Origin of the sequence: Reyranella sp., assembly GCF_965279465.1 — a bacterium.
Lineage (GTDB): Bacteria > Pseudomonadota > Alphaproteobacteria > Reyranellales > Reyranellaceae > Reyranella.
In genome coordinates this window covers 4312816-4331128 of record NZ_OZ257242.1, presented here as the reverse complement: position 1 = coordinate 4331128, position 18313 = coordinate 4312816, and the positions used below count along the sequence as shown (strand labels likewise).

The 18313-nt window shown below is 67.8% G+C and carries 19 protein-coding genes; 5 read left to right on the top strand and 14 right to left on the bottom strand.

Annotated features, from left to right (window positions below):
- Positions 1-115: 115 nt before the first annotated feature.
- Both ACQY8M_RS21015 and ACQY8M_RS21010 read left to right on the top strand, forming a co-directional pair.
- Positions 116-649, top strand: coding sequence for a C39 family peptidase (locus tag ACQY8M_RS21015; RefSeq protein ID WP_428659162.1), 534 nt, complete (start codon positions 116-118; stop codon positions 647-649).
- Positions 646-1248: a hypothetical protein gene (locus tag ACQY8M_RS21010; protein WP_428659159.1), complete on the top strand. Its 603-nt coding sequence runs from the start codon at positions 646-648 to the stop codon at positions 1246-1248. Before ACQY8M_RS21015 ends, ACQY8M_RS21010 begins: the two co-directional genes overlap by 4 nt.
- 31 nt (positions 1249-1279) lie before the next feature.
- Here ACQY8M_RS21010 and ACQY8M_RS21005 read toward each other — a convergent pair whose 3' ends face one another.
- Together ACQY8M_RS21005 and ACQY8M_RS21000 are read right to left on the bottom strand one after the other, a co-directional pair.
- Entirely contained in the window at positions 1280-1999 is a 720-nt protein-coding gene (locus ACQY8M_RS21005; protein WP_428659156.1) for a phosphatase PAP2 family protein, read from the bottom strand.
- Positions 2000-2161: 162 nt separating this feature from the next.
- Positions 2162-3946 (bottom strand): adenylate/guanylate cyclase domain-containing protein, encoded by a 1785-nt coding sequence (locus ACQY8M_RS21000; RefSeq protein WP_428659153.1) that lies wholly within the window; start codon positions 3944-3946, stop codon positions 2162-2164.
- A 435-nt stretch (positions 3947-4381) separates the two neighbouring features.
- Between ACQY8M_RS21000 and ACQY8M_RS20995 the strand changes: the two genes are divergently transcribed.
- Positions 4382-6790, top strand: coding sequence for a calcium-binding protein (locus tag ACQY8M_RS20995; protein ID WP_428659150.1), 2409 nt, complete (start codon positions 4382-4384; stop codon positions 6788-6790).
- Positions 6791-6868: 78 nt separating this feature from the next.
- On the opposite strand, the gene ACQY8M_RS20990 is transcribed toward ACQY8M_RS20995, so the two are convergent.
- Positions 6869-7147, bottom strand: coding sequence for a hypothetical protein (locus ACQY8M_RS20990; protein WP_428659147.1), 279 nt, complete (start codon positions 7145-7147; stop codon positions 6869-6871).
- A 285-nt stretch (positions 7148-7432) separates the two neighbouring features.
- Here ACQY8M_RS20990 and acpP point away from each other — a divergent pair, with 285 nt between their 5' ends.
- Positions 7433-7684: an acyl carrier protein gene (acpP, locus tag ACQY8M_RS20985; protein ID WP_428659144.1), complete on the top strand. Its 252-nt coding sequence runs from the start codon at positions 7433-7435 to the stop codon at positions 7682-7684.
- Positions 7685-7771: 87 nt separating this feature from the next.
- On the opposite strand, the gene ACQY8M_RS20980 is transcribed toward acpP, so the two are convergent.
- The 5 genes from ACQY8M_RS20980 to ACQY8M_RS20960 all read right to left on the bottom strand — a co-directional run bounded on the left by ACQY8M_RS20980 (position 7772) and on the right by ACQY8M_RS20960 (position 13570).
- Entirely contained in the window at positions 7772-8062 is a 291-nt protein-coding gene (locus ACQY8M_RS20980; RefSeq protein ID WP_428659141.1) for an addiction module antidote protein, read from the bottom strand.
- 250 nt (positions 8063-8312) lie between these two features.
- Positions 8313-9587 carry a hemolysin family protein gene (locus tag ACQY8M_RS20975; protein ID WP_428659138.1) on the bottom strand — a complete coding sequence of 425 codons (1275 nt, stop codon included), beginning with the start codon at positions 9585-9587 and terminating at the stop codon, positions 8313-8315.
- 113 nt (positions 9588-9700) lie between these two features.
- Positions 9701-11041 (bottom strand): PepSY-associated TM helix domain-containing protein, encoded by a 1341-nt coding sequence (locus ACQY8M_RS20970; protein ID WP_428659135.1) that lies wholly within the window; start codon positions 11039-11041, stop codon positions 9701-9703.
- On the bottom strand, positions 11041-13125 hold the full coding sequence (locus ACQY8M_RS20965; RefSeq protein ID WP_428659132.1) for a TonB-dependent receptor: 2085 nt from the start codon (positions 13123-13125) through the stop codon (positions 11041-11043). The genes ACQY8M_RS20970 and ACQY8M_RS20965 overlap by 1 nt, the downstream gene beginning before the upstream one ends.
- A gap of 64 nt (positions 13126-13189) precedes the next feature.
- Positions 13190-13570, bottom strand: coding sequence for a hypothetical protein (locus ACQY8M_RS20960; protein WP_428659129.1), 381 nt, complete (start codon positions 13568-13570; stop codon positions 13190-13192).
- 248 nt (positions 13571-13818) lie between these two features.
- Here ACQY8M_RS20960 and ACQY8M_RS20955 point away from each other — a divergent pair, with 248 nt between their 5' ends.
- Positions 13819-14691, top strand: coding sequence for an adenylate/guanylate cyclase domain-containing protein (locus ACQY8M_RS20955; RefSeq protein WP_428659126.1), 873 nt, complete (start codon positions 13819-13821; stop codon positions 14689-14691).
- Positions 14692-14856: 165 nt separating this feature from the next.
- Here ACQY8M_RS20955 and ACQY8M_RS20950 read toward each other — a convergent pair whose 3' ends face one another.
- From ACQY8M_RS20950 to ACQY8M_RS20925, 6 genes are all read right to left on the bottom strand, one after another.
- Positions 14857-15210 carry a hypothetical protein gene (locus tag ACQY8M_RS20950; protein WP_428659124.1) on the bottom strand — a complete coding sequence of 118 codons (354 nt, stop codon included), beginning with the start codon at positions 15208-15210 and terminating at the stop codon, positions 14857-14859.
- A gap of 824 nt (positions 15211-16034) precedes the next feature.
- Positions 16035-16265: a hypothetical protein gene (locus tag ACQY8M_RS20945; RefSeq protein ID WP_428659121.1), complete on the bottom strand. Its 231-nt coding sequence runs from the start codon at positions 16263-16265 to the stop codon at positions 16035-16037.
- A 144-nt stretch (positions 16266-16409) separates the two neighbouring features.
- Positions 16410-16652, bottom strand: coding sequence for a hypothetical protein (locus ACQY8M_RS20940; protein WP_428659118.1), 243 nt, complete (start codon positions 16650-16652; stop codon positions 16410-16412).
- Positions 16649-17530, bottom strand: coding sequence for a hypothetical protein (locus ACQY8M_RS20935; protein WP_428659115.1), 882 nt, complete (start codon positions 17528-17530; stop codon positions 16649-16651). The genes ACQY8M_RS20940 and ACQY8M_RS20935 overlap by 4 nt, the downstream gene beginning before the upstream one ends.
- Positions 17531-17576: 46 nt before the next feature.
- Entirely contained in the window at positions 17577-17903 is a 327-nt protein-coding gene (locus ACQY8M_RS20930; protein WP_428659113.1) for a hypothetical protein, read from the bottom strand.
- Positions 17904-18242 carry a LexA family protein gene (locus ACQY8M_RS20925; protein WP_428659111.1) on the bottom strand — a complete coding sequence of 113 codons (339 nt, stop codon included), beginning with the start codon at positions 18240-18242 and terminating at the stop codon, positions 17904-17906.
- Positions 18243-18313 lie beyond the last annotated feature (71 nt).

Sequence of the window (18313 nt, the reverse complement as noted above, 5' to 3'; positions counted from 1 at the left end):
GTCGCCCGGCACACAACCCTTGATAGATTATCGGATATATGGTCAAGTGGTTGCATCGAGCGTGCGAACCGCCGGCACAGCCGGCGCAGGCCCGCACGTCGCCCGGGGGGCGAAGATGGCGAAGACCCTGACCTTCATCATGCAGCACGAGGAACAGTACAACTGGTGCTGGGCGGCCGTGGCCGCGAGCGTCGGCGACTACTTCACCCAGGCGGGAACGTGGAAGCAGTGCGCGGTCGCAAATCTGGAGTTGCGCCGCAACGACTGCTGCGCCGCCGGCGGCGACGGGCCGTGCAACATCTACGGCTATCTGGCATCGGCGCTCAACCGGGTGCACTGCCTGCAGAACTGGGCGATCGGCCAGCGGGTGGCGTTCGACGTGGTCGTCGGCGAGATCGACGGCGGGCGGCCGGTCTGCGTCCGGGTCGCCTGGCGCGGCGGAGGCGCGCATTTCGTGGCGATCACCGGCTACAGCGACCCCGACCCGACCATCGCGCATGTGCTCGTCCAGGACCCGCTCTTCCAGTATCATGACATCGCCTGGAGCGACTTCCTGGACTACTACAAGCCGACCGGCTTGCACCAAGGCTATTGGACCGACACCTATCGCACCCGAGCGCCCGAGGTGGCGCAGGACGGCCCACAATGACGATCGCCTTTGCCGACGCACCGCCGGAAGCACGCGACGCCGTACTGGCGTCCCTGAAGCAACGGGCCGGCACCGACAGCTTGTTGACGCCCAGGCTGCGCGGCGCGGCTCCCGGCGAGCTCGAGCTCAAGTATGCGATGCGCGCATTCCACCTGCCGGTTGAGCTGATCGACCTCCACCACGACCCGAAGCCGCTTCACCAGTTGGTGGAAGCGCCGCTGTGGCGGTTCCTGATCCACACCGGCACGAAGGCGATCGCCGCGGCCTATGCGGTCGGGGACGGCGGCCCGAACTGGCGGATCGGCGAAGTCGCCGAAAGCCCGACGGTGGAAGGCACCGAGGTCGCAGTCGAGACGGTCGCCGGGGACAAGGAACTCCAGACGGTCCGCTACGAGCCGGTGCTGCTGCAGGCGCCGGCCCTGGACGTGATCGGCCTGTGGCTGCGCGCGCCGCACCCGTCGGCAGACATCGTGATGCCGATCCCGCCGTCGACGGCGCCGTTTGCCACCTACAAGGCCATGCCGGCCAAGGACTTCGTCAAGCTCCTCTACGACAAGGCGAAGAAAATCCCCCGCGACGACAGCGCGCGCGGCGGCTGAGGCCGCCCGCGCGCCTGTCGGCCAGCGCCGGTCAGGGTCCGCATTCGGGCGCCGGCGTCAGCACCAGCGGCGCCGCGGGCTCTTCGCGCGCCAGGGTCCGGATCTGCAGATAGGTCGGACATATTTGCAGGTAGGCCATCGCCGCCTCGGCGATCGCCTGTCCGCATTCGCTGTCGGTCTTGAAGTGAACGCCGGCGATCTCGCGGTTCTCGGCGATCCGGCTCGACAGCGTGATCAGGGCTGTCCGGATGACCGGCCTCTCGTGGCCGGCGTAGTCGTAGACCTGGGCAAGGGCCAGCGCGATCAGCCGGCTCTGCAGCGCATGGCCGCTGGGATACGAGGCGTGGCCGGGCGGCGGAAGCATCGGCATCAGGCCCGGAAAGACCTGCTGCGGCCGCGCCCGGTTGAACCTCAGCTTGAACCAGATCGCGACCACCTCGCCGACCCGTGCCGCCATCTCGAGGATCTTGAGCGTGTTGGGATGCGAACCGGGCGTCAGGGCAAGGAGCTGGGCAAAGAAGGCGCCGAAGCCCGGCCCGTCCTGCTGCAGGATCTCCTCGGCCCGCGCGACGCGGAGGTCGCGCGCCTTCGAGATCAGGTCGTTGATCTCGCTGAACAGATCGTCGTCGTCGTCCGACGGCGCGGCGACCGCAATGCCTCGCCAGTTGGTGCGGCAGAACTCGGCTACCGCGACCAGGCCGAACAGGTCGCCGCGCCAGGCGTTCCATGAATACGACAGGCCCGTCGCCATGGAATCTGCATTGATCGTCGAGACCAGCTGGTCGTTGATCGGGAATGGCTGCGGAGGGAACGGGCCGCCGTATCCACCGCCTGATCCCCCACCCGAGCCGCCGCCTGATCCGCCGCCGGATCCTCCTCCTGAACCAGCTCCCGACATGACGACCTCCTCAGTTCATCTCTGGATCCCCGCCGCCGAAAGCAATTCGACGTAGCGCGAGGCGTTCGGTTCGTTGAATGGGCAACGCTTCGCGTACTCTGAAACCCTGAACGTCGGCAGCAGCCGCGTATGGTATTCGGCGATCCGGCGCGCCTCGTCGTGGCGGCCGACCGCGGTGAGGCTCGCGGCCAACACACGCACGGTGTTGCCCAGCCGCGGATTGAGGCTGAGCGACTTGCGCGCCCAGCGGATCGCATCCTCGAGATCGCCGTTGAGATAGTGATTCTGCGCCAGCAGGCAGAGGTTGAAGAACGCCTGGTAGCCGAGCGGCGCCAGGCGGGTTGCCCGCTGAGCCCGGGCGATCCCGGTCGCGGGGTCGCCGATGAAACCGTAGGTGCCGCTGCTGAACACCCAGACCCAGGAATTGTTGGGCGAGGCCGCGATCGCACGATCGAACAGGTCGAGCGCGGTATCGTAGTCGCGATAGAACATGCCGTGGGCGTGGCCCTGGATTGCGAGCGCCAGCCCGTTGAACGGATCCCGGTCGATCGCGCGCTGCGACTGACTCATGACTTCGGACGTGTCGGCGCCGCTGTCGGTCGACCATCCTTCCGCGACGTTGAACATGTGCCAGTGTGCCAGGAAGGCATAAGGAGCGGCGTAGTTTGGATCCTCCTCGCACGCCCGCTCGAGGAACGTGCGCGCCTGCGAAAAGCTCGGGAAGTCCAGCCGGTAGAGATGATCCAGCCCCTGCAGCAGGCAGTCGTAGGCGTTGAGGTTGGTCGGCGGCTTGCGCGCGACCTTGCGAATCTCGGATCGCCGGACATAGTTCGCGATCTTGCCGACGATCTTGATCGCGATCTCGTCCTGCACATCGAACATGTCTTCCAAGGCAGCGTCGTAGCTCTCCGCCCACATCACGGCCGCCTCGGCGACGTCGACCAGCTCGACGGAGATGCGCAGACGGCCGGACTGGCGCCGGATGTTCCCGGTGAGCAGGTACCGGACGCCGAGCTTGCCGCTGATGCCGATCAGGTTGGCGCCCTCAGGCTGCAATGTCAGCGCCGCATCGCGAGAGACCACCAGCAGTTCCGGAAGGTTGCTGAGGGTGACGATGATGTCCTCGACGAAGCCTTCCGCAAAGTAGCGGCCATGGGGTTCGGCCGACAGGTTTGCAAACGGCAGCACCGCGATCGACGGCACCGCGGCCGATATCGCCGGCCGCGTCGTGGGCGCGCCCTTGACCATGCCCGGGAAATACAGCGAGAAGGCACGCACCGGCCGGGACAGGTTCTTGAGGCGCAGTTCGCCGAGGTCTTCGAGCCTCATGTCTTTCCGGTCGTCGAGCGCGTCCACCAGGGCGGCGGACAACAAGACGCCGCCCGCGGGCGCCACGCCCTGGAGCCGGACGGCGATGTTGACGCCCGCGCCATACACCTCGTGCTCCTCCAGGATGACGGGCTCCCAGTGCAAGCCCATCCGGAACAGAATTCGGCGCTCGGATGGCAGCGCGGCTTCATGGGCGGCAAGCTCCCGCTGGAGCTGGGCGGCGCACTGCACGGCATCGGACGGCACCTCGAAGAGCGCGATGAAGCCGTCACCGGTGTTCTTCACCATCTCGCCGCGATGGGACACTATCAGCGGATCGCACAGATTGACACGCAGCGCCGACAGGCGCGCATGCGTCGCAAGCTCATCGGCTTCCATCAGGCGCGAATAGCCGACGACATCCGCAACCATGACGGCGCGCGAACGCATTTCGAACTCGGGAAGGGCCGCAGCGAGCAAGGCGCTGGCCATCGGTGTACGTGTGCTCCCTGGAAATAGCGCGACCGACATCAACCTAACATAAGCCTGCGCTTTGGCACCACAATCGCGCACAGGGGGGTAGCGTCCATATTTGGGCTCTTCACGGAGAGAATACGGAAGCGACAGCGTCGTCTGTCGGATGCGTATTCGTTTGGCGGGCTGCGGGCGGAGGGTCAGCGACCTTGTGCGCAAACGGCTGATCTGGTCCGGCGGCGAGGATCGCTCCGAAGCGACCATGGCCCAGCGCTACGCCTGGCTGGGCCCGCGCAGGAGCCCGGGGATCCGCCTGGCGGTCAGGGGAGAGGTACCGACAGAAGGCAAAGGTACAATCTTCAGTAGAATGCGTCTTGTGTGAAATAGGAGGTGCACGCTCCCGGAAGATTGCTATCGTCCGGCCGGACAAAGGTCCGGGGAGGAAGCATAAAAGTGAGTTCGGTAACCTACGGCATCTCGGTCGATCGGGATGCAGGCGCGTTCGATGTCCAGATCGACTACTACATCGAGGGCTACTACGACCCGGAGACCGGGGAGTATTTCGGGGACACTTCCTGGACGGCGGGAGTCGGCGGGTACGTCAACGCGGGATATGCCGGCGAATCCGATTCGCCCGTCATCAATCTCGGCCTCGGGTCGGGTGCGGGCGAGGAACTGGCCCCCCTGACCTTCAGCTTCTACGCCCAGAACAGCTTCACCGGCGTGTCGGTGGCGTTCAGCCTCAATCTCCTCGTGGCCGGCTACTCGACGCTCGACCTCGCGGCCATCGGGACGGCAGGCGTGGATGTCGCGATCACCGGTTCGGGCGACGACATCCTGCGCGGTTACGGCGGCAACGACTATCTCGACGCCGGCGCCGGTGACGACATCGTCGACGGCGGGGACGGCGACGACCGGCTGGATGGCGGTGCGGGCGACGATACGATGGCCGGCGGCACCGGCAACGACGTCTACATCGTCGATTCAGCCGCCGACGCCGTCGTCGAGGGAAGCAACCGCGGCGACGATAGCGTGATCGCCTCGGTGAGCTACACGCTCAGCGCCAATGTCGAGCGGCTGATGCTGGCCGGCAGCGGGCCGATCGACGGCACGGGCAATGCCGGCGCCAACCGGATCGACGGCAATGGCGCCGTCAACACCTTGCGCGGCCTCGACGGCGACGACCAGCTCTCCGGCGCGGAGGGCAACGACATTCTGGAGGGCGGCGCCGGCAACGACCGGCTCGACGGCGGCACCGGCCGGGACAGGATGACCGGCGGCGACGGCGACGACAGCTACGTCGTCGATTCGACCTATGATCAGGTGATCGAGGCGGCGAACGGCGGCATCGACACGGTGAGCTCGCTGCTCTCGAGCTATGTGCTGGGGGCGAACGTCGAGAAGCTCGTCGTGCTCTCGGCCAACGGCCAGGGCACGGGCAACGACCTCGACAACACCCTGTTCGGCAGCGCGGGCAACAACCGGCTCGATGGCGGCCTCGGCAGCGACGAGCTGAACGGGATGGACGGCGACGACACGCTGATCGGCGGACTGGGCGCCGACACGCTGAACGGCGGCGCGGGCAGCGATTGGGCGAGCTATGCCGGCGCCACGGCGGCCCTGCGCGTCGATCTGGCCGGGCTGGGGTCGCGCGGCGATGCGACGGGCGACAGCTACACCGGCATCGAGAACGTGCTCGGCGGAAGCGGCGGCGACTTGCTGAAGGGCGACGCGCTCGGCAACGTGCTCGAGGGCGCCCTGGGTGACGACGCCCTCTACGGCCTGGACGGCGACGACACCCTGATCGGCGGCGCCGGGGCCGACCGCCTGTCCGGTGGCGCCGGCAGGGACACGGTGAGCTATCGCGGCTCGACCGGCGCCGTCACCGTCGACCTCGGCACGCAGACCGTCTCGGGCGGCGACGCGGCCGGCGACACGATCGTCAGCTTCGCGAGCGCCGCGGGCGGGCTCGGCAACGACACGCTCCTCGGCAGCAGCGGAGCCAACCGCCTGTTCGGCGATGCCGGCGCCGATCATCTCGACGGCGGCGCCGGCAACGACGTGGTGGAAGGCGGCTCCGGCGCCGACGTCCTGATCGGCGGCCTCGGCATCGACCGCCTGAGCTATGCGCATGCCGGCGCGGGCGTGCGCATCGACCTCGCCGCCGGCACGGCCACGGGATCGAACGCGACCGGCGATTCGTTCAGCGGCTTCGAAGGCGTCGACGGCTCGGGCTTCGCCGACAGGCTGACCGGTGACGGCAACGCCAATCGGCTGAGCGGCGGGGCCGGCAACGACATCCTGAACGGCGGCGGCGGCGACGACACGATCATCGGCGGCCTCGGCGCGGACACGATGGCCGGCGGGACCGGAATCGACACGCTGAGCTACGCCGGCGCCACGTCCTATCTCACCGCATCGCTGAGGGACGGCTTCACCTACGGCGCGGACGCCCAGGGCGACAGCTTCAGCGGCTTCGAGAACCTGACGGGCGGAAGCGCCGGCGATGCCCTGTACGGCGACGACCAGGTCAACGTGATCCGCGGCGGTGGCGGCGGCGACTTCATCGACGGCGGGGGCGGCAACGACCGGCTCTATGGCGAGGCCGGCGACGACACCTTCTACGTCAACGCCACGTCCGGCAAGGACCGGATCTATGGCTTCCAGGCGGGCGGCACCGAGGACCGGCTCCTGCTCGACCTCGGCGCGTCGGTCGAATCGTTCGCCGCCGCCATGGCGACAGCGACCATGGTGAACGGCAGCACCGTGTTCCATTTCGCCGCCGGCACGGAGCTCACCCTGGTCGGCGTCGACAAGAGCACCCTGACCGCCGCCGATATCGTCTTCCAGATCGAAGAATAGGCCTCCGGCGAAGGCGTCTCCTCCCTGCGCAAGGCGCGGGGAGGACCATGACCCAGATCTCCCCTCCCCGACGCCATCCTACCGGCGAGGCGTCGGCGTCTTGGCGGCGCCACCCTTTTCCAGCCGCTCGAGCCGGCCCTCGTAGCTGCTCCGCATCTTGTCCATTTGCAGCTGCATTTGCTGGTTCTGCTTGCGGAGCTGCTCGATCCGGCTCTGCAGGTCGGCGATCGACCGGCTGATCTGGCCGAGGCGGTCGTCGATGTAGGCCGACGAGCCGGCGCTTTGCCCCAGGGCGGCGCCGGGCAGCGTCGACAGGACGAACGCGGCCAGGCTCGAGGAGATCGATTTCTTCATCATGTCGGTCGGCAAGCTGCAGGCATGCTATCGGAAAGTTGAAACGGCTTACCCTTTGTAACGATTGTGTGTCCTGGCCGACAGTGCTGCTGTTTGCCCCCGAGTCGCCGAGCAGAAGGTCGCGCCGCGCCAGAAATCACGCACCTGCGTATCCAACGTAACACGCGGGAAACATCTCCGGCGCAGTTGTTGCGACGTTATCGGGACATGGCGATGCGGCTGGCATCGTATTCGGGTTGCCGGATGATTAAGCCGTGATTTGATTCTGGTCCAGCGAGGGAGCCGAGCATGAACGACATAGAGCAACGGATTTCGCAGATCATCACCACCCACTTCGGGGTCGAGCAGGACAAGATCGTGCCGACCGCCGATTTCCGGTCCGACATGTCGGCCGACAGTCTCGACCTCATCGACCTCACGCTGTCGGTCGAGGACGCGTTCGGCATCGAGATCGCCGACAAGGTGGCGGAAGAGATCCACACCGTCGGCGACCTGATTGCCTACATCCGCGGCCAGCAGACCCAGCTGCGGGCCGCCTAGTCTAGCCCGGATTTGGAGGTCGGCTGCGCACGATGCCGTTGGTCCGAGCGCCTGAACGTCAGCGGCTGACCGGAGCCGGAATCCGTCTCAGGCAGCCTTGGCCTGGAGCTTGATGCCGATCGCGCCCAGCACGCGGAGGATGGTGGCGAACTCGGCCTTGGCATCGCCGCCGAGGGCCTTGTAGAGGCTCGCCCTGGTCAGGCCGGCGTCGCGGGCGATCCTGGTCATGCCCTGGGCGCGGGCGACGTCACCGAGTGCCGCGGCGATGAGGGCCGGGTCGCCATCCTCGAGCGCGGCGTTGATGAAAGACACCATCGCCTTCTTGGTGGTGAGTCGTTCGGTGGGGTCCCATGGGATGGTCTTGGTCTTGGCGGCCATGTCGCTCTCCTAAACGGTTTTCGCCTTCATCGCATTTCCTGCTGCGGCGAGACTCTCTCATGCTCCTCTCCCCCGATAGGGGGAGAGGTTGGGTGAGGGGTTACAGGCGTCGTCTGCCACTGCTCCATCCGCAATGCCGTGCCGCGCACGATGCAGATCGGCGCAGGGCAACTCCCACCGCGTATCACCCCCTCACGCCGCGTCTCCCCCAAGCGGGGGAGAGGCGCAAGAGCACGCCGGCCCTCCACCCCTACCCCACCTTGGTCATCAGCACCTGGTCGATGCGGCGGCGGTCGAGGTCGACGACCTCGATCTGCCAGCCGCCGACGATCACCCGCTCGCCGACCTTGGGCATGCGGCGCAGCTCGTGCAGCACCAGCCCCGCGACCGTGTGATAGTCGGGCTCGGGCGGCAGGTGCAGCGGGATGGTCTCCATCAGCGTGTCGATCGGCAGGGCGCCCGCGACCAGGTAGGAGCCATCCTCGCGGCGCACGATCATCGGGTCTTCGTCGCTGTCGTCGGCGTGGTCGCTGCGGATGGCGCGCAGGGCATCGGCCCGGGTCACGATGCCCACGATGTGGCCGTATTCGTCGACCACCAGGCCGATCCCGCTGCGCGATTCGTGCAGGCGGTCGAGCGCCTGCAGCGCGTTGAGCGTGTCGGGGAAGATCACCGGGTGATGCAGCAGCTCGCGGATCGGCGTCGTGCGGCCGTCGAGCCGGTCCTGCAGGAAGCGCCGCGCGCGCAGCACGCCCACGACGTTGTCGGGATGGTCGTCGCAGGCCAGCAGCCACGTCCGGTCGGAGCCGCGGATGATGTCGACGAGGGCCGTGTCCGGCTCGCCGATGTCGATCCATTCGACATCGGGACGCGGCGTCATGATGGCGCGCACGCTGCGGTCGGCCAGGCGCATGATGCCGCTGATCATGCGGCGCTCGGCAGGCAGGAGGACCCCCGACGACTCGGCGTCGGCAATCATGCCCTTGACCTCGTCCTCGGTGACGCCCTCCTTCTCGTCGCCGCGGATGCCGAACAGGCGCAGCAGCACCGTCGACGACCAGTCGAGCAGCGCGACGATCGGCGTCGCCGCATAGGCCATCGCCGCCAGCGGCCGCGCGACGACGACGGCGATGGCTTCCGGGGCGCGCAAGGCGATCTGCTTGGGCACGAGCTCGCCCACCACGACCGAGAGGAAGGTCACGATGCCGACGACGATGCCGAAGCCCGCCGGGTCCGCCACCGGTCGGGACAGGCCATAGGAGACCAGGATCTCGGCGAGCGCCGAGCCGATCGTCGCGCCCGAGAAGGCGCCGGCCAGGATGCCGACCAGGGTGATGCCGATCTGCACGGTCGAGAGGAACCGTCCGGGATCGTCGAAGAGAACGAGGGCGGCCCGGGCGCCCGAGCTGCCCCTTTCGGCGAGCGCGTTGAGACGGCCGCGGCGCGAGGAGATCACCGCCAGCTCGGAAAGCGAAAACAGGGCGTTGAGCAGGATCAGCACCAACGTCAGAACGATATCGACCATGGGTCCAATAGAGGGCCCCGCGCGGCCGGCTGCAAGTCGCAACACAGCCACTGAATTCCGTCCCGCCGCACCGTGGGCGGAATCCGCAGGAACCATCCCATCTCACGGTCTCGTCAGGCAACGATCGCAGCCGAGCGCCGTCGGCTTCGCAGCAGGCGCTCGACGGCGAGGAGCAACAGCACGGACGTTCCGAAAATCGGCAGCGCCACGCCCATCAGCATGGCTCCGGCGACGAGGGATCGAGGCCAGCGCACGCGGACCTTGGGCGGCACGCCCCAGCCGCGCCGCGGCCTGCGCATCAGCCACGAAACGGTGCCGGTCAGGGTGAGCCAGACCAGGGACAGGGCAAAGGCCGTGTTCAACCAGACATTCCAGGCGCCGAAATCGCCCTGATGCACGTGCACCCCGAAGCCGACCATCCGGGGGATCGCCGGTTCGTCGGTGCGGCGCACATCCTTGATCACGCCGCCGGTCCTGGCGTCACCCAGCAGCACGCGATCGTCCGCCGGATCATTGTCGCGGCTCATCAGGTACAAGGGTGCGTTCGGCCAAGGCGCGAGGCGAATGCTCATGCCGGGGCCCAGCCCGCGGGCACGCGCTTCGGCGACCACGCTGTCGATCGGCTGAAGCACCTCGCTCATCTGGCTCGGAGAGGCGCCACCGGGCGAGAAGCCCGCGCCGCCCTGCTGGCCGAGCAGGGTCTGCACACGGGACAGAACCTGGCCTCCCCAGAAGGAGGTCCACGGCAAGGCGCTGACGAGAAAGAAGAGAAAGACCAGCGAGAACAGGACGGCGACCGACGCATGAAGGTCGCGCATCAGGATGCGGCGGCCCTGGTGAAGCCGCGGCCAGAGCGCGGCGAGGAAGCCGCGCCCGCGCGGCCACCAGAGATAGAGGCCCGAGGCGATCATGAAGATCGCCCAGCCGTCGGCCAGCTCCAGCAGCCAGCTTCCCGCCGCGCCCAGCGGCCAGCCGCCGTGCAGGGCGCGCGACCATCCAGGCAGCCACTCGGCGGCCGTCAGCGAGCCCAGCACACGCGCGCCGTACGGGTCGACGAACACCGGATAGGGCAAGCCGCTGTCGGTCAGCAACAGCACGGCCGTGCTGCGGCCCGGGTCGCCGGGCAGGACGACCTCGGCGACCGGCGGGCCGTGCTGCTCCGCGCTCGCCGCCCCCTCTTCGGCAGCGTGGCCGCCGTGCCCGTGGCTCGACGATCGCGGCGCCGCTGCGGATCGTGGCGCCGCAGCCGCCAGAGCGGCAGCGACCTGCGCGCCGACGGGTGCGGACGGGCCCGCCACCGGGACGAAGCGCAGCGCCGGGTGCTGCTGGTCCACCAGCCGCTCCGCCCACAGGTAAAGTGTCCCGGTCGTGCTCTGCCACAGCACGAACGGGATCACGAGCAGCGCCGCCAGAAAATGCCAGCGCCAGAGCAGGGGGTAGAGGCGACCCTCCATCAGAACTTCACCTTCAGTCCGGCGAAGATCGTGAGCGGGGTGCCCTGCTGCGGCGGGCCGAAGCCGGAGTTGTCGGCGATGTAGTACTGGTTGAAGAGGTTCTGGATCTCGACGAACGGTTCGATCCCCTTGGCGAACCGGTAGCCCGCCGAGACGTCGAACACCGTGAAGCTGTCGAGCGGCAGGGTGTTGGCATTGTCGCCCCACGACTGGCCGATCCAGCGGAAGCGCGCCGCGGCGCGCCAGCCGCGCGGGTCGCTGTAGCTCAAGGTCGCGGCCGCCTGCTGGGTGGGGATGCCGGACTGCTGCTTGCCGATGCTCGCCGGATCGAACTGGTTCTCGACGATCTTCGAGCTGACCGTCGTGTAGTTCGCATCGAGCTTCAGCCCGGGCATGATCTGCCAGCCGGCCTGCAGCTCGATGCCCTGGACGATGGCCTTGCCGGCGTTGATGTTCTTCGTGCCGAAGAAGAAGCCCGCCGGCAGCTCGGTCGGCGCGAGCGTCCGCAGGGTGATGAGGTTGGTGACCTCCTGGTAGAAGGCCGTGAACTGGCCCGTCACCGGCCCGAAGGTGAGGTCGAAGCCGGCCTCGACGCCCTTCAGCCGTTCGGGCGTGAGCTGCGCGTTCGGCAGGAAGACGAGCGAGGTCGTGCTGAAGGCGCGATAGAGGTTGTCGAGATTGGGCGCGCGGAATGCGGTGTATGCCGCCGCTCGAAGGCCGATGTTCGAGGTCGGCGTCCACAGCACCGACACGCGCGGATCGAAGCTGTTCTGTGCGCTGTCGGGCACCGTCCCCTGCCCGCCCGGCGCGCCGTCGTAGCCGTCGAAGTTCAGGTAGTTCTGGAAGCGCGCGCTCAGCAGCACTTCGACGGACTCGACCGGGAAGATGTCGAGCTGCCCGAACACGCCGGCGAAGCGCTGCTGGCCCGATCCGTTGTCGGTGCGGATCTGGCTGCCCGCCTGGCTGAGGATCGCCGTCGTGTCCGACCCCGAGATCTGCTGGAAGTCGACGCCGATGCTGGCCAGACGCACGATGTCGTTGACCCTGCCCGAAAGCTGGGCCGAGGCGCCGGTCGACCAGACAGGCGTGTTGTGGATGCCCTGGACATACTCGCCGAAGCCGAAGGCGGTCCCGGCCGGCGTCGCCGTGGTGTTGCTGACGGCCCGGCTCTGCTGGTGGAAGGCCGTCACGGTGAGGTCGCCCCAGCCGAGCTTCTTCGTGAGGTTGCCGGCGATGTCGTAGTACTGCTGGTTGTTGGTCAGCAGCGGCGAGCGCAGCACCTGGTTCTCGTTGAAGATATTGACGCGGACGTTGGCGCTGAGGGTCGGGTCGGGATCGAAATAGGCCGCGACCTGGCCCGTCTGGGCGTTGAACGACGTCGGGGCGAACATCGGCCCGTAGGCCGGCTGGATCTGGTCGAAGCCGGCCGTTCCCCAGGCGTTGAAGTTCCCCCTGATCTTGACGGCGTCCGACAGGACCACGTCGGCGGACCCGTCGCCGCGATAGGTGCCGTAGCTGCCGCCGCCGCCGCTCGCCGAGAAGGCCGTGCGGTCCGGCTTGCGAGTGATGATGTTGACGACGCCGCCCATGGCGTAGTTGCCCCAGATCGAGGCACTCGCGCCGCGCACCACCTCGACCCGTTCGATGTTCTCCATCGGCACGCGGCTCCACTGCACGTAGCCGAAGAACGGATCGTTGAGCGGCACGCCGTCGAGCATGACGAGCCCGCGGATGCCGCCCAGCCCGCGCATCGAGAAGGAGTTGCCGGTCGGATGGATCTGGTAGCTCGCGATCAGCGGCAGGTTGATGCCGACGGTGGTGCGCAGCACGTCGTCGAGCGCCTGCGCCGGCGTCTCGAGGATCTGCTCCTTGGGAACGACCGTGACGCTCATCGGCTGGTCGGCCAGCGTGCGCTCCGACCGGGTCGCCGAGACCACGAGGGCCGGCAGCCGGGTCTCGGTGCCGATGCCGGAAGCCGCCGGGGCGGACGGGACAGGAGAGGTCTGAACTTGACCGCGTGCGAGCGCGGGCACGAGCGCAAGGCCCGTGAAGGCGAGCAACGTCGCCCTGACGATGGACAGCATGGAAGACTCCGGAAACTGGATGACAAAAAGCCCGCGCCGCACCGGCGCGAGCGTTCAGGCAATGTCAGGCAGTCGGAGGGGGGCCGTGCGGTTGGGCCGGCCCGTCACGGATGCCGACCGGCGCAAGCGCATCGAGCGCGACGACCGGCGGACGATCGACGTCGCGCGCGTACTGGACGAGGAGGAACGCCGTCGCGAGCGCCGGCAGTGCCACGGCGCAGGCCAGCCCGAGGCAGCACTTGGTCGTCTGATGCTGCTGCGGCAGGGACCTGTCGTCCGGCGCCTCCGCCGCGCACATCGCCTTCCACAGCAAGGTGGCGACGGGTCCGCCATGGCGAATCAACGCGGCGTGGGCGAGCGGCTGCAGGAAATTGATCGAGACCGCGAACAGCGCGACGGCGAATACCGCCGCCCGCCATTCGGATTTCGCTCTCCCGCTGATCATGGCCGAATTTAGGCAGCAACGCCCCGCTGGCTCAAGCGGCATCGGTGTCACACCGCGGCGTGGATCGCGTGGCGCAACAGCTGTTCGATTTGGGTCGATCTGAGGTTGGTGTAAGATTGCAGATCCCAAACCGCGCATCCTGTACCGCGTTAGATCGTGTACCTGACATCGTCTTTCGGTCGGCTCAGCTGGGTGGCCCTATGGCAAAGGCCAGATACTTCGAGATCGGAGTCACGTGCCTCCAAATCATGGCGGTGCTGCTTGCGATACTTGTCGCCGTGTATGTCTCCGTCTGGGTCGGACTTCTCCTGCTCGTCCTGCTCTTCCTGGGACTGCTCTCGCTGATTTGCAACTACGACGCGTGGGTGGTGCGGCTGTTGTCGACACAAGACGACCCGCTGATGTTGCCGCTGTGCAAGACTGGATTCGTAGGCAGGTCCCGGCGAATGCTGCGGCTACTGCCGTCGGACCCGCGATGCAGGTTCTGCATGGTGCCGTTCGGTGGCGTCGGGAAAGTTATTGGCATCCGACCGTCGAGGCCGAACCCAAACTACTGCCGGAGCTGTTTCGAGGCCCTGCCGACAAGAACCCACGAGCTGGAAGTCGGAGTGCTTTTCGCCGACATGCGTGGGTTCACCGCGTGGTCCGAGACGCACAGCTCGAGCGACGTGGCCGACCTCGTGAGCCGCTTCTATGCGAGCGCCAATCGCGCTCTGACCTCCGATGACGCCTTCGTTGACTTCATCGGGGACCAGGTGATGGCCATCTACGTTGTGGATATGCCCTCACTCGGCGCAAGAACCGCGGACATCATGCTCGCAGCGTCGAGACGGCTGGTCGATGCGGTGCGGCAGGACGCGGGGTCGTTGCCGGTTGGCGCCGGTATTCACTTCGGCAAGGCGCAAGTCGGCTCGCTGGCCACGGGAGAGGCGAAGAATTTTACTGCTATCGGCGACGTGGTGAACACGGCCGCACGCCTGCAGAGTGCTGCCGGCGCCAACGAGATACTGGTTTCGGAGAAAGTCTATGGCTTGCTGTCCGGGAACAAGCCTCAGGCGGACCAGACCACCCTGGACCTGAAGGGAAAGGCCGAGCCAATGACCGCCTTCATCGTGCGCTAGTCCAGGTCCGCCCCTTGGCCGAGTGTAAGCAGCGCCGCGCCGCTGCGGTAGCGCTCCGCTGTTGCTGGCGGAAGGCCGAGCCGCCCCATGTCGAGCGGCCCGGAAGCGAGCAGATTCCCCGAGTGCGCCATCCCGGCGAGGGATCCCGCCCTTGCGAGGTTCCCGCTAGCCGCGCTCCAACGTCCGCCGCTCCTTCCTCGGGTGATCGGCGCGATCGAGGCCGAGGGGCGCGCCGGGACGGTGCGCCATCAGCCGGAACGTCCACACGCTATGCGCGCCGGTGAGCCGCAGCGGCTCGCGCGCCGGACCGGCCGCCGCGGCTGCAGGGCCGCGCCTGGCCAGCAGCTCGGCGGAGGCGGCCTTCATCACCCAGTTGCGCCACAGCGGCCCCCAGCTGTGCGCCGTGCGGTTCTGCGCGGCCTGGAAGTTGCGGAAGCGCTCGGTCTCGGCCTCGACCATCGCCGCCGTGAGATCGGGCCGTGCCTTCCCCACCCAGCGGATGTCGTCCTCGGCCGGCATCCAGCCCTCCGGCAGCGTGTGCGCCGCGCTCGGCGCGCGCCTTCCCTCCCCTTCCCTTCCTTTCCCTTCCCTTCCCTTCCTCCCTGCGCGTCGATGACGGGTGGCGGCGCGTCGCCGACAGGCGGCGGCCGCTGGCCGACAGGTGACGGCGCGTGCGGGCTGGTTGGCGGGGGCGCGAGCTTCGACGCGGCTTCGCGCGGGTTGACGTGCTGGTGGGTGGCGAAGGTCGGGATGAAGGCCAGGCCATCGCCATAGAGCCTCACCAGGGTCCGATCCGTCAGCTCCCGGCACAGCGCGTCGATGTCGCAATCGTCGTCCGGCTGGAACGTCGCGCACCGCTCATTACCTGGCGTGGATCGGCTGCTCGCTCAATCCGTGCCGCTTGGCCACCGTCGAACCCGGTCGCGACCCGTGTCCCGCAAAGCTCCCGACGATCCGCTCGTCCGTGAACTTCGACTTGCGCATCCTGCCTCCTATCGGGCGCCAGTCTCTCAACTAAGGCCTGGTCCGAAAACCCGGGGGCAGGTCAGCCCGGCTGCCGCCGAACAGGTCGATGTCTCCCGCCGCCGCAACGATCGGCACGGGTTCAATGCCGACAGACCGCAATGCACTAACGGCCATCTATGTATTGGCCACCAGGAGGCTTTGCCCGGCTCGGGCGACCCGACCGATGCGAATAAGCGCCAGCGAGATACAGCGTTCAGGCAGACCTCTACCCGGGAGGCCATCGACTATCGACCGAGGACAGGACCTGCGGCTCGTTAGCCGCTCAGTCGCCGCACCGAGGATCCTGGCCCCAGTGCGGGTCGCCCCTGAGGGTGGCGTCACTCTTCAGGCGGACTTAGCACCAAGTTACCTGCCTTACCCCCAGAAAGTGCAAACTCAACGGCATCCTCCCAGTCGCTATTAATGGCGGGATCAGCCGGTTCACCATCCGCAAGTAGAGACATCGCTCCCAGCAAAGCCCCAACATCGTCAGACTTAGTCCCTTGGTAATATTGATCCAAGAAGTGGTACATTGCGGCGTACGCTTGTTTGTCGGTCATTGTTCTCATGATTTGCTCCAAGTGGTTGGCCACGAGCCTGTAGAGCGGTTTGGGTTAGGGCGACTTAGTGATATTCGGAATTTCTGGCGCCGAAAGACCTGTCTGCGGATGGAAGGTCTTTTCCGTTTGGTTGAGGCCACCATTGATCGGCATTCAGCGCTCCGTTGTTGTCGTGGTGCTCAGTGTCGCCACCGCGCCGGTGCGGACGCGGTTCTCCTTCCTCGGGTGATCGGCGCGATCGAGGCCGAGGGCGGTGCGGCGGCGCCACACCGTCAGGCGCACCACGCCGAGCGCCTGGGCGATCTCGCCGTCGGTCCAGTTGAGCGCGACCAGCTCGACCATCGCGGCGGTGTCGTCACCGGTCCACGCCTTCGCCGGCTTGCGCGCCGCCGTCACATCGGCACCTTCTGCCACGCTGCGGGCAGGCCATGATGGCGGCGCCATTGCCGGCGCTGGCCGTCGTCGAGCTTCGGGTTGTCGAGGTCGCTCTCGGGCGCCGGTCCGTGCTCCTCGGGCCACGGCGCGCCGGGACGATGCGCCATCAGCCGGAACGTCCACACGCTGTGCGCGCCGGTGAGCCGCAGCGGCTCGCGCGCCTGACCGGCCGCCGCGGCTGCAGGGCCGCGCCTGGCCAGCAGCTCGGCGGAGGCGGCCTTCATCACCCAGTTGCGCCACAGCGGCCCCCAGCTGTGCGCCGTGCGGTTCTGCGCGGCCTGGAAGTTGCGGAAGCGCTCGGTCTCGGCCTCGACCATCGCCGCCGTGAGATCGGGCCGTGCCTTCCCCACCCAGCGGATGTCGTCCTCGGCCGGCGTCCAGCCTTCCGGCAGCGTGTGCGCCGCGCTCGGCGCGCGCCTTCCCTCCCCTTCCCTTCCTTTCCCTTCCTTCAGTTCCCTTCCTCCCTGCGCGTCGGCCACGGACGGCGACGCGTCGCCGACGGGCGGCGGCGCGTGCGGGCTGGTTGGCGGGGGCGCGAGCTTCGACGCGGCTTCGCGCGGGTTGACGTGCTGGTGGGTGCTGAAGGTCGGGATGAAGGCCAGGCCATCGCCATAGAGCCTCACCAGGGTCCGATCCGTCAGCTCCCGGCACAGCGCGTCGATGTCGCAATCGTCGTCCGGCAGAAAGCGGCGCTTGAAGCCGCGCGGCGCCCACATCAGCCGGCCCTCGCGGTCGGCCTCGCACCACAGGCCGATGTAGAGCAGCCGCGCGAGCGGGCTGAGCGCGCAGATGTCGTCGGAGGTGAAGAACTCCGGCTTGATGGTGCGGATGCGCGCCACTACGCCGTCCTCCGACCGGCCAAGGAATGACGGATCGCCCCGGCCGTCACGCGACGGCCTCGGCGATGCGGCGCGCGAGCGCGGACGAAGCGCCGCCGCGCAGGGCGATCTCGTAGTGGGCGCGCTGGGCGAGCGTGAGATCCCTCGCGCGCCGCGTCCGCTCGGTGCGGCGGGCCTTGTGCAGCACGCCGGCGACGTAGCCGTAGTCCACGTCCCACTTCTCCGCGATCGCGGTGCGCGCCAGGCCGGCGTCGAAATCGGCGACGATGCCGAGCTGCCGCACCGCCCGCGCCTCGTCGCGCTCCTTCTCGAGCGCGGCGAGGGCCAGGGCCAGGGAGGCGATGTCGTTCTGGATCTCGCGCAGGCTGCGCATCTAGGCGGCCCTCACCACGCGCGCGGCAAGCTGGTCCGCAAGCGACTGCAGCAGGCCGACCGTGCCGGCGAGCCCCTCGCGCTCGGCCAGGCGCAGGACGATGGCGCGGAACTCCGCAACGGTGACGGTCGGATCGACCAGCCGGACCGAGCGCGCGCGGCGCGGGTCGCGGGCGATGCGGCCGGCGTCCTCGAGCCGCACCAGGAGGCGGTGGACACCGGCCTTCGACTTGAGGCCGAGGGCCCGCCCCATCTCGTCGAGGCTCGGCGACACCTCGCCGCCGTGCGCGCGCTGGTACTCGGCGATGAACTGCAACAGTCGGGATTGCTGGCGGGTCATGGATCATGAATTACGATATTCGCAATTTTATCGCAAGCAATGATTTACGTTTTTCGTTAGCACGATCGGAA

Excerpts from the sequence above, each read along its gene's own strand:
- ACQY8M_RS20965 (WP_428659132.1), bottom strand. The coding sequence starts at position 13,125 with ATGCTGTCCATCGTCAGGGCGACGTTGCTCGCCTTCACGGGCCTTGCG.
- ACQY8M_RS21000 (WP_428659153.1), bottom strand. The coding sequence starts at position 3,946 with ATGGCCAGCGCCTTGCTCGCTGCGGCCCTTCCCGAGTTCGAAATGCGT.
- acpP (WP_428659144.1), top strand. The coding sequence starts at position 7,433 with ATGAACGACATAGAGCAACGGATTTCGCAGATCATCACCACCCACTTC.
- ACQY8M_RS21005 (WP_428659156.1), bottom strand. The coding sequence starts at position 1,999 with ATGGCGACGGGCCTGTCGTATTCATGGAACGCCTGGCGCGGCGACCTG.
- ACQY8M_RS20950 (WP_428659124.1), bottom strand. The coding sequence starts at position 15,210 with ATGCCGGCCGAGGACGACATCCGCTGGGTGGGGAAGGCACGGCCCGAT.
- ACQY8M_RS20955 (WP_428659126.1), top strand. The coding sequence starts at position 13,819 with ATGGCGGTGCTGCTTGCGATACTTGTCGCCGTGTATGTCTCCGTCTGG.
- ACQY8M_RS20990 (WP_428659147.1), bottom strand. The coding sequence starts at position 7,147 with ATGATGAAGAAATCGATCTCCTCGAGCCTGGCCGCGTTCGTCCTGTCG.
- ACQY8M_RS20925 (WP_428659111.1), bottom strand. The coding sequence starts at position 18,242 with ATGACCCGCCAGCAATCCCGACTGTTGCAGTTCATCGCCGAGTACCAG.
- ACQY8M_RS20930 (WP_428659113.1), bottom strand. The coding sequence starts at position 17,903 with ATGCGCAGCCTGCGCGAGATCCAGAACGACATCGCCTCCCTGGCCCTG.
- ACQY8M_RS20960 (WP_428659129.1), bottom strand. The coding sequence starts at position 13,570 with ATGATCAGCGGGAGAGCGAAATCCGAATGGCGGGCGGCGGTATTCGCC.
- ACQY8M_RS20975 (WP_428659138.1), bottom strand. The coding sequence starts at position 9,587 with ATGGTCGATATCGTTCTGACGTTGGTGCTGATCCTGCTCAACGCCCTG.
- ACQY8M_RS21015 (WP_428659162.1), top strand. The coding sequence starts at position 116 with ATGGCGAAGACCCTGACCTTCATCATGCAGCACGAGGAACAGTACAAC.
- ACQY8M_RS20980 (WP_428659141.1), bottom strand. The coding sequence starts at position 8,062 with ATGGCCGCCAAGACCAAGACCATCCCATGGGACCCCACCGAACGACTC.
- ACQY8M_RS20945 (WP_428659121.1), bottom strand. The coding sequence starts at position 16,265 with ATGAGAACAATGACCGACAAACAAGCGTACGCCGCAATGTACCACTTC.
- ACQY8M_RS21010 (WP_428659159.1), top strand. The coding sequence starts at position 646 with ATGACGATCGCCTTTGCCGACGCACCGCCGGAAGCACGCGACGCCGTA.
- ACQY8M_RS20970 (WP_428659135.1), bottom strand. The coding sequence starts at position 11,041 with ATGGAGGGTCGCCTCTACCCCCTGCTCTGGCGCTGGCATTTTCTGGCG.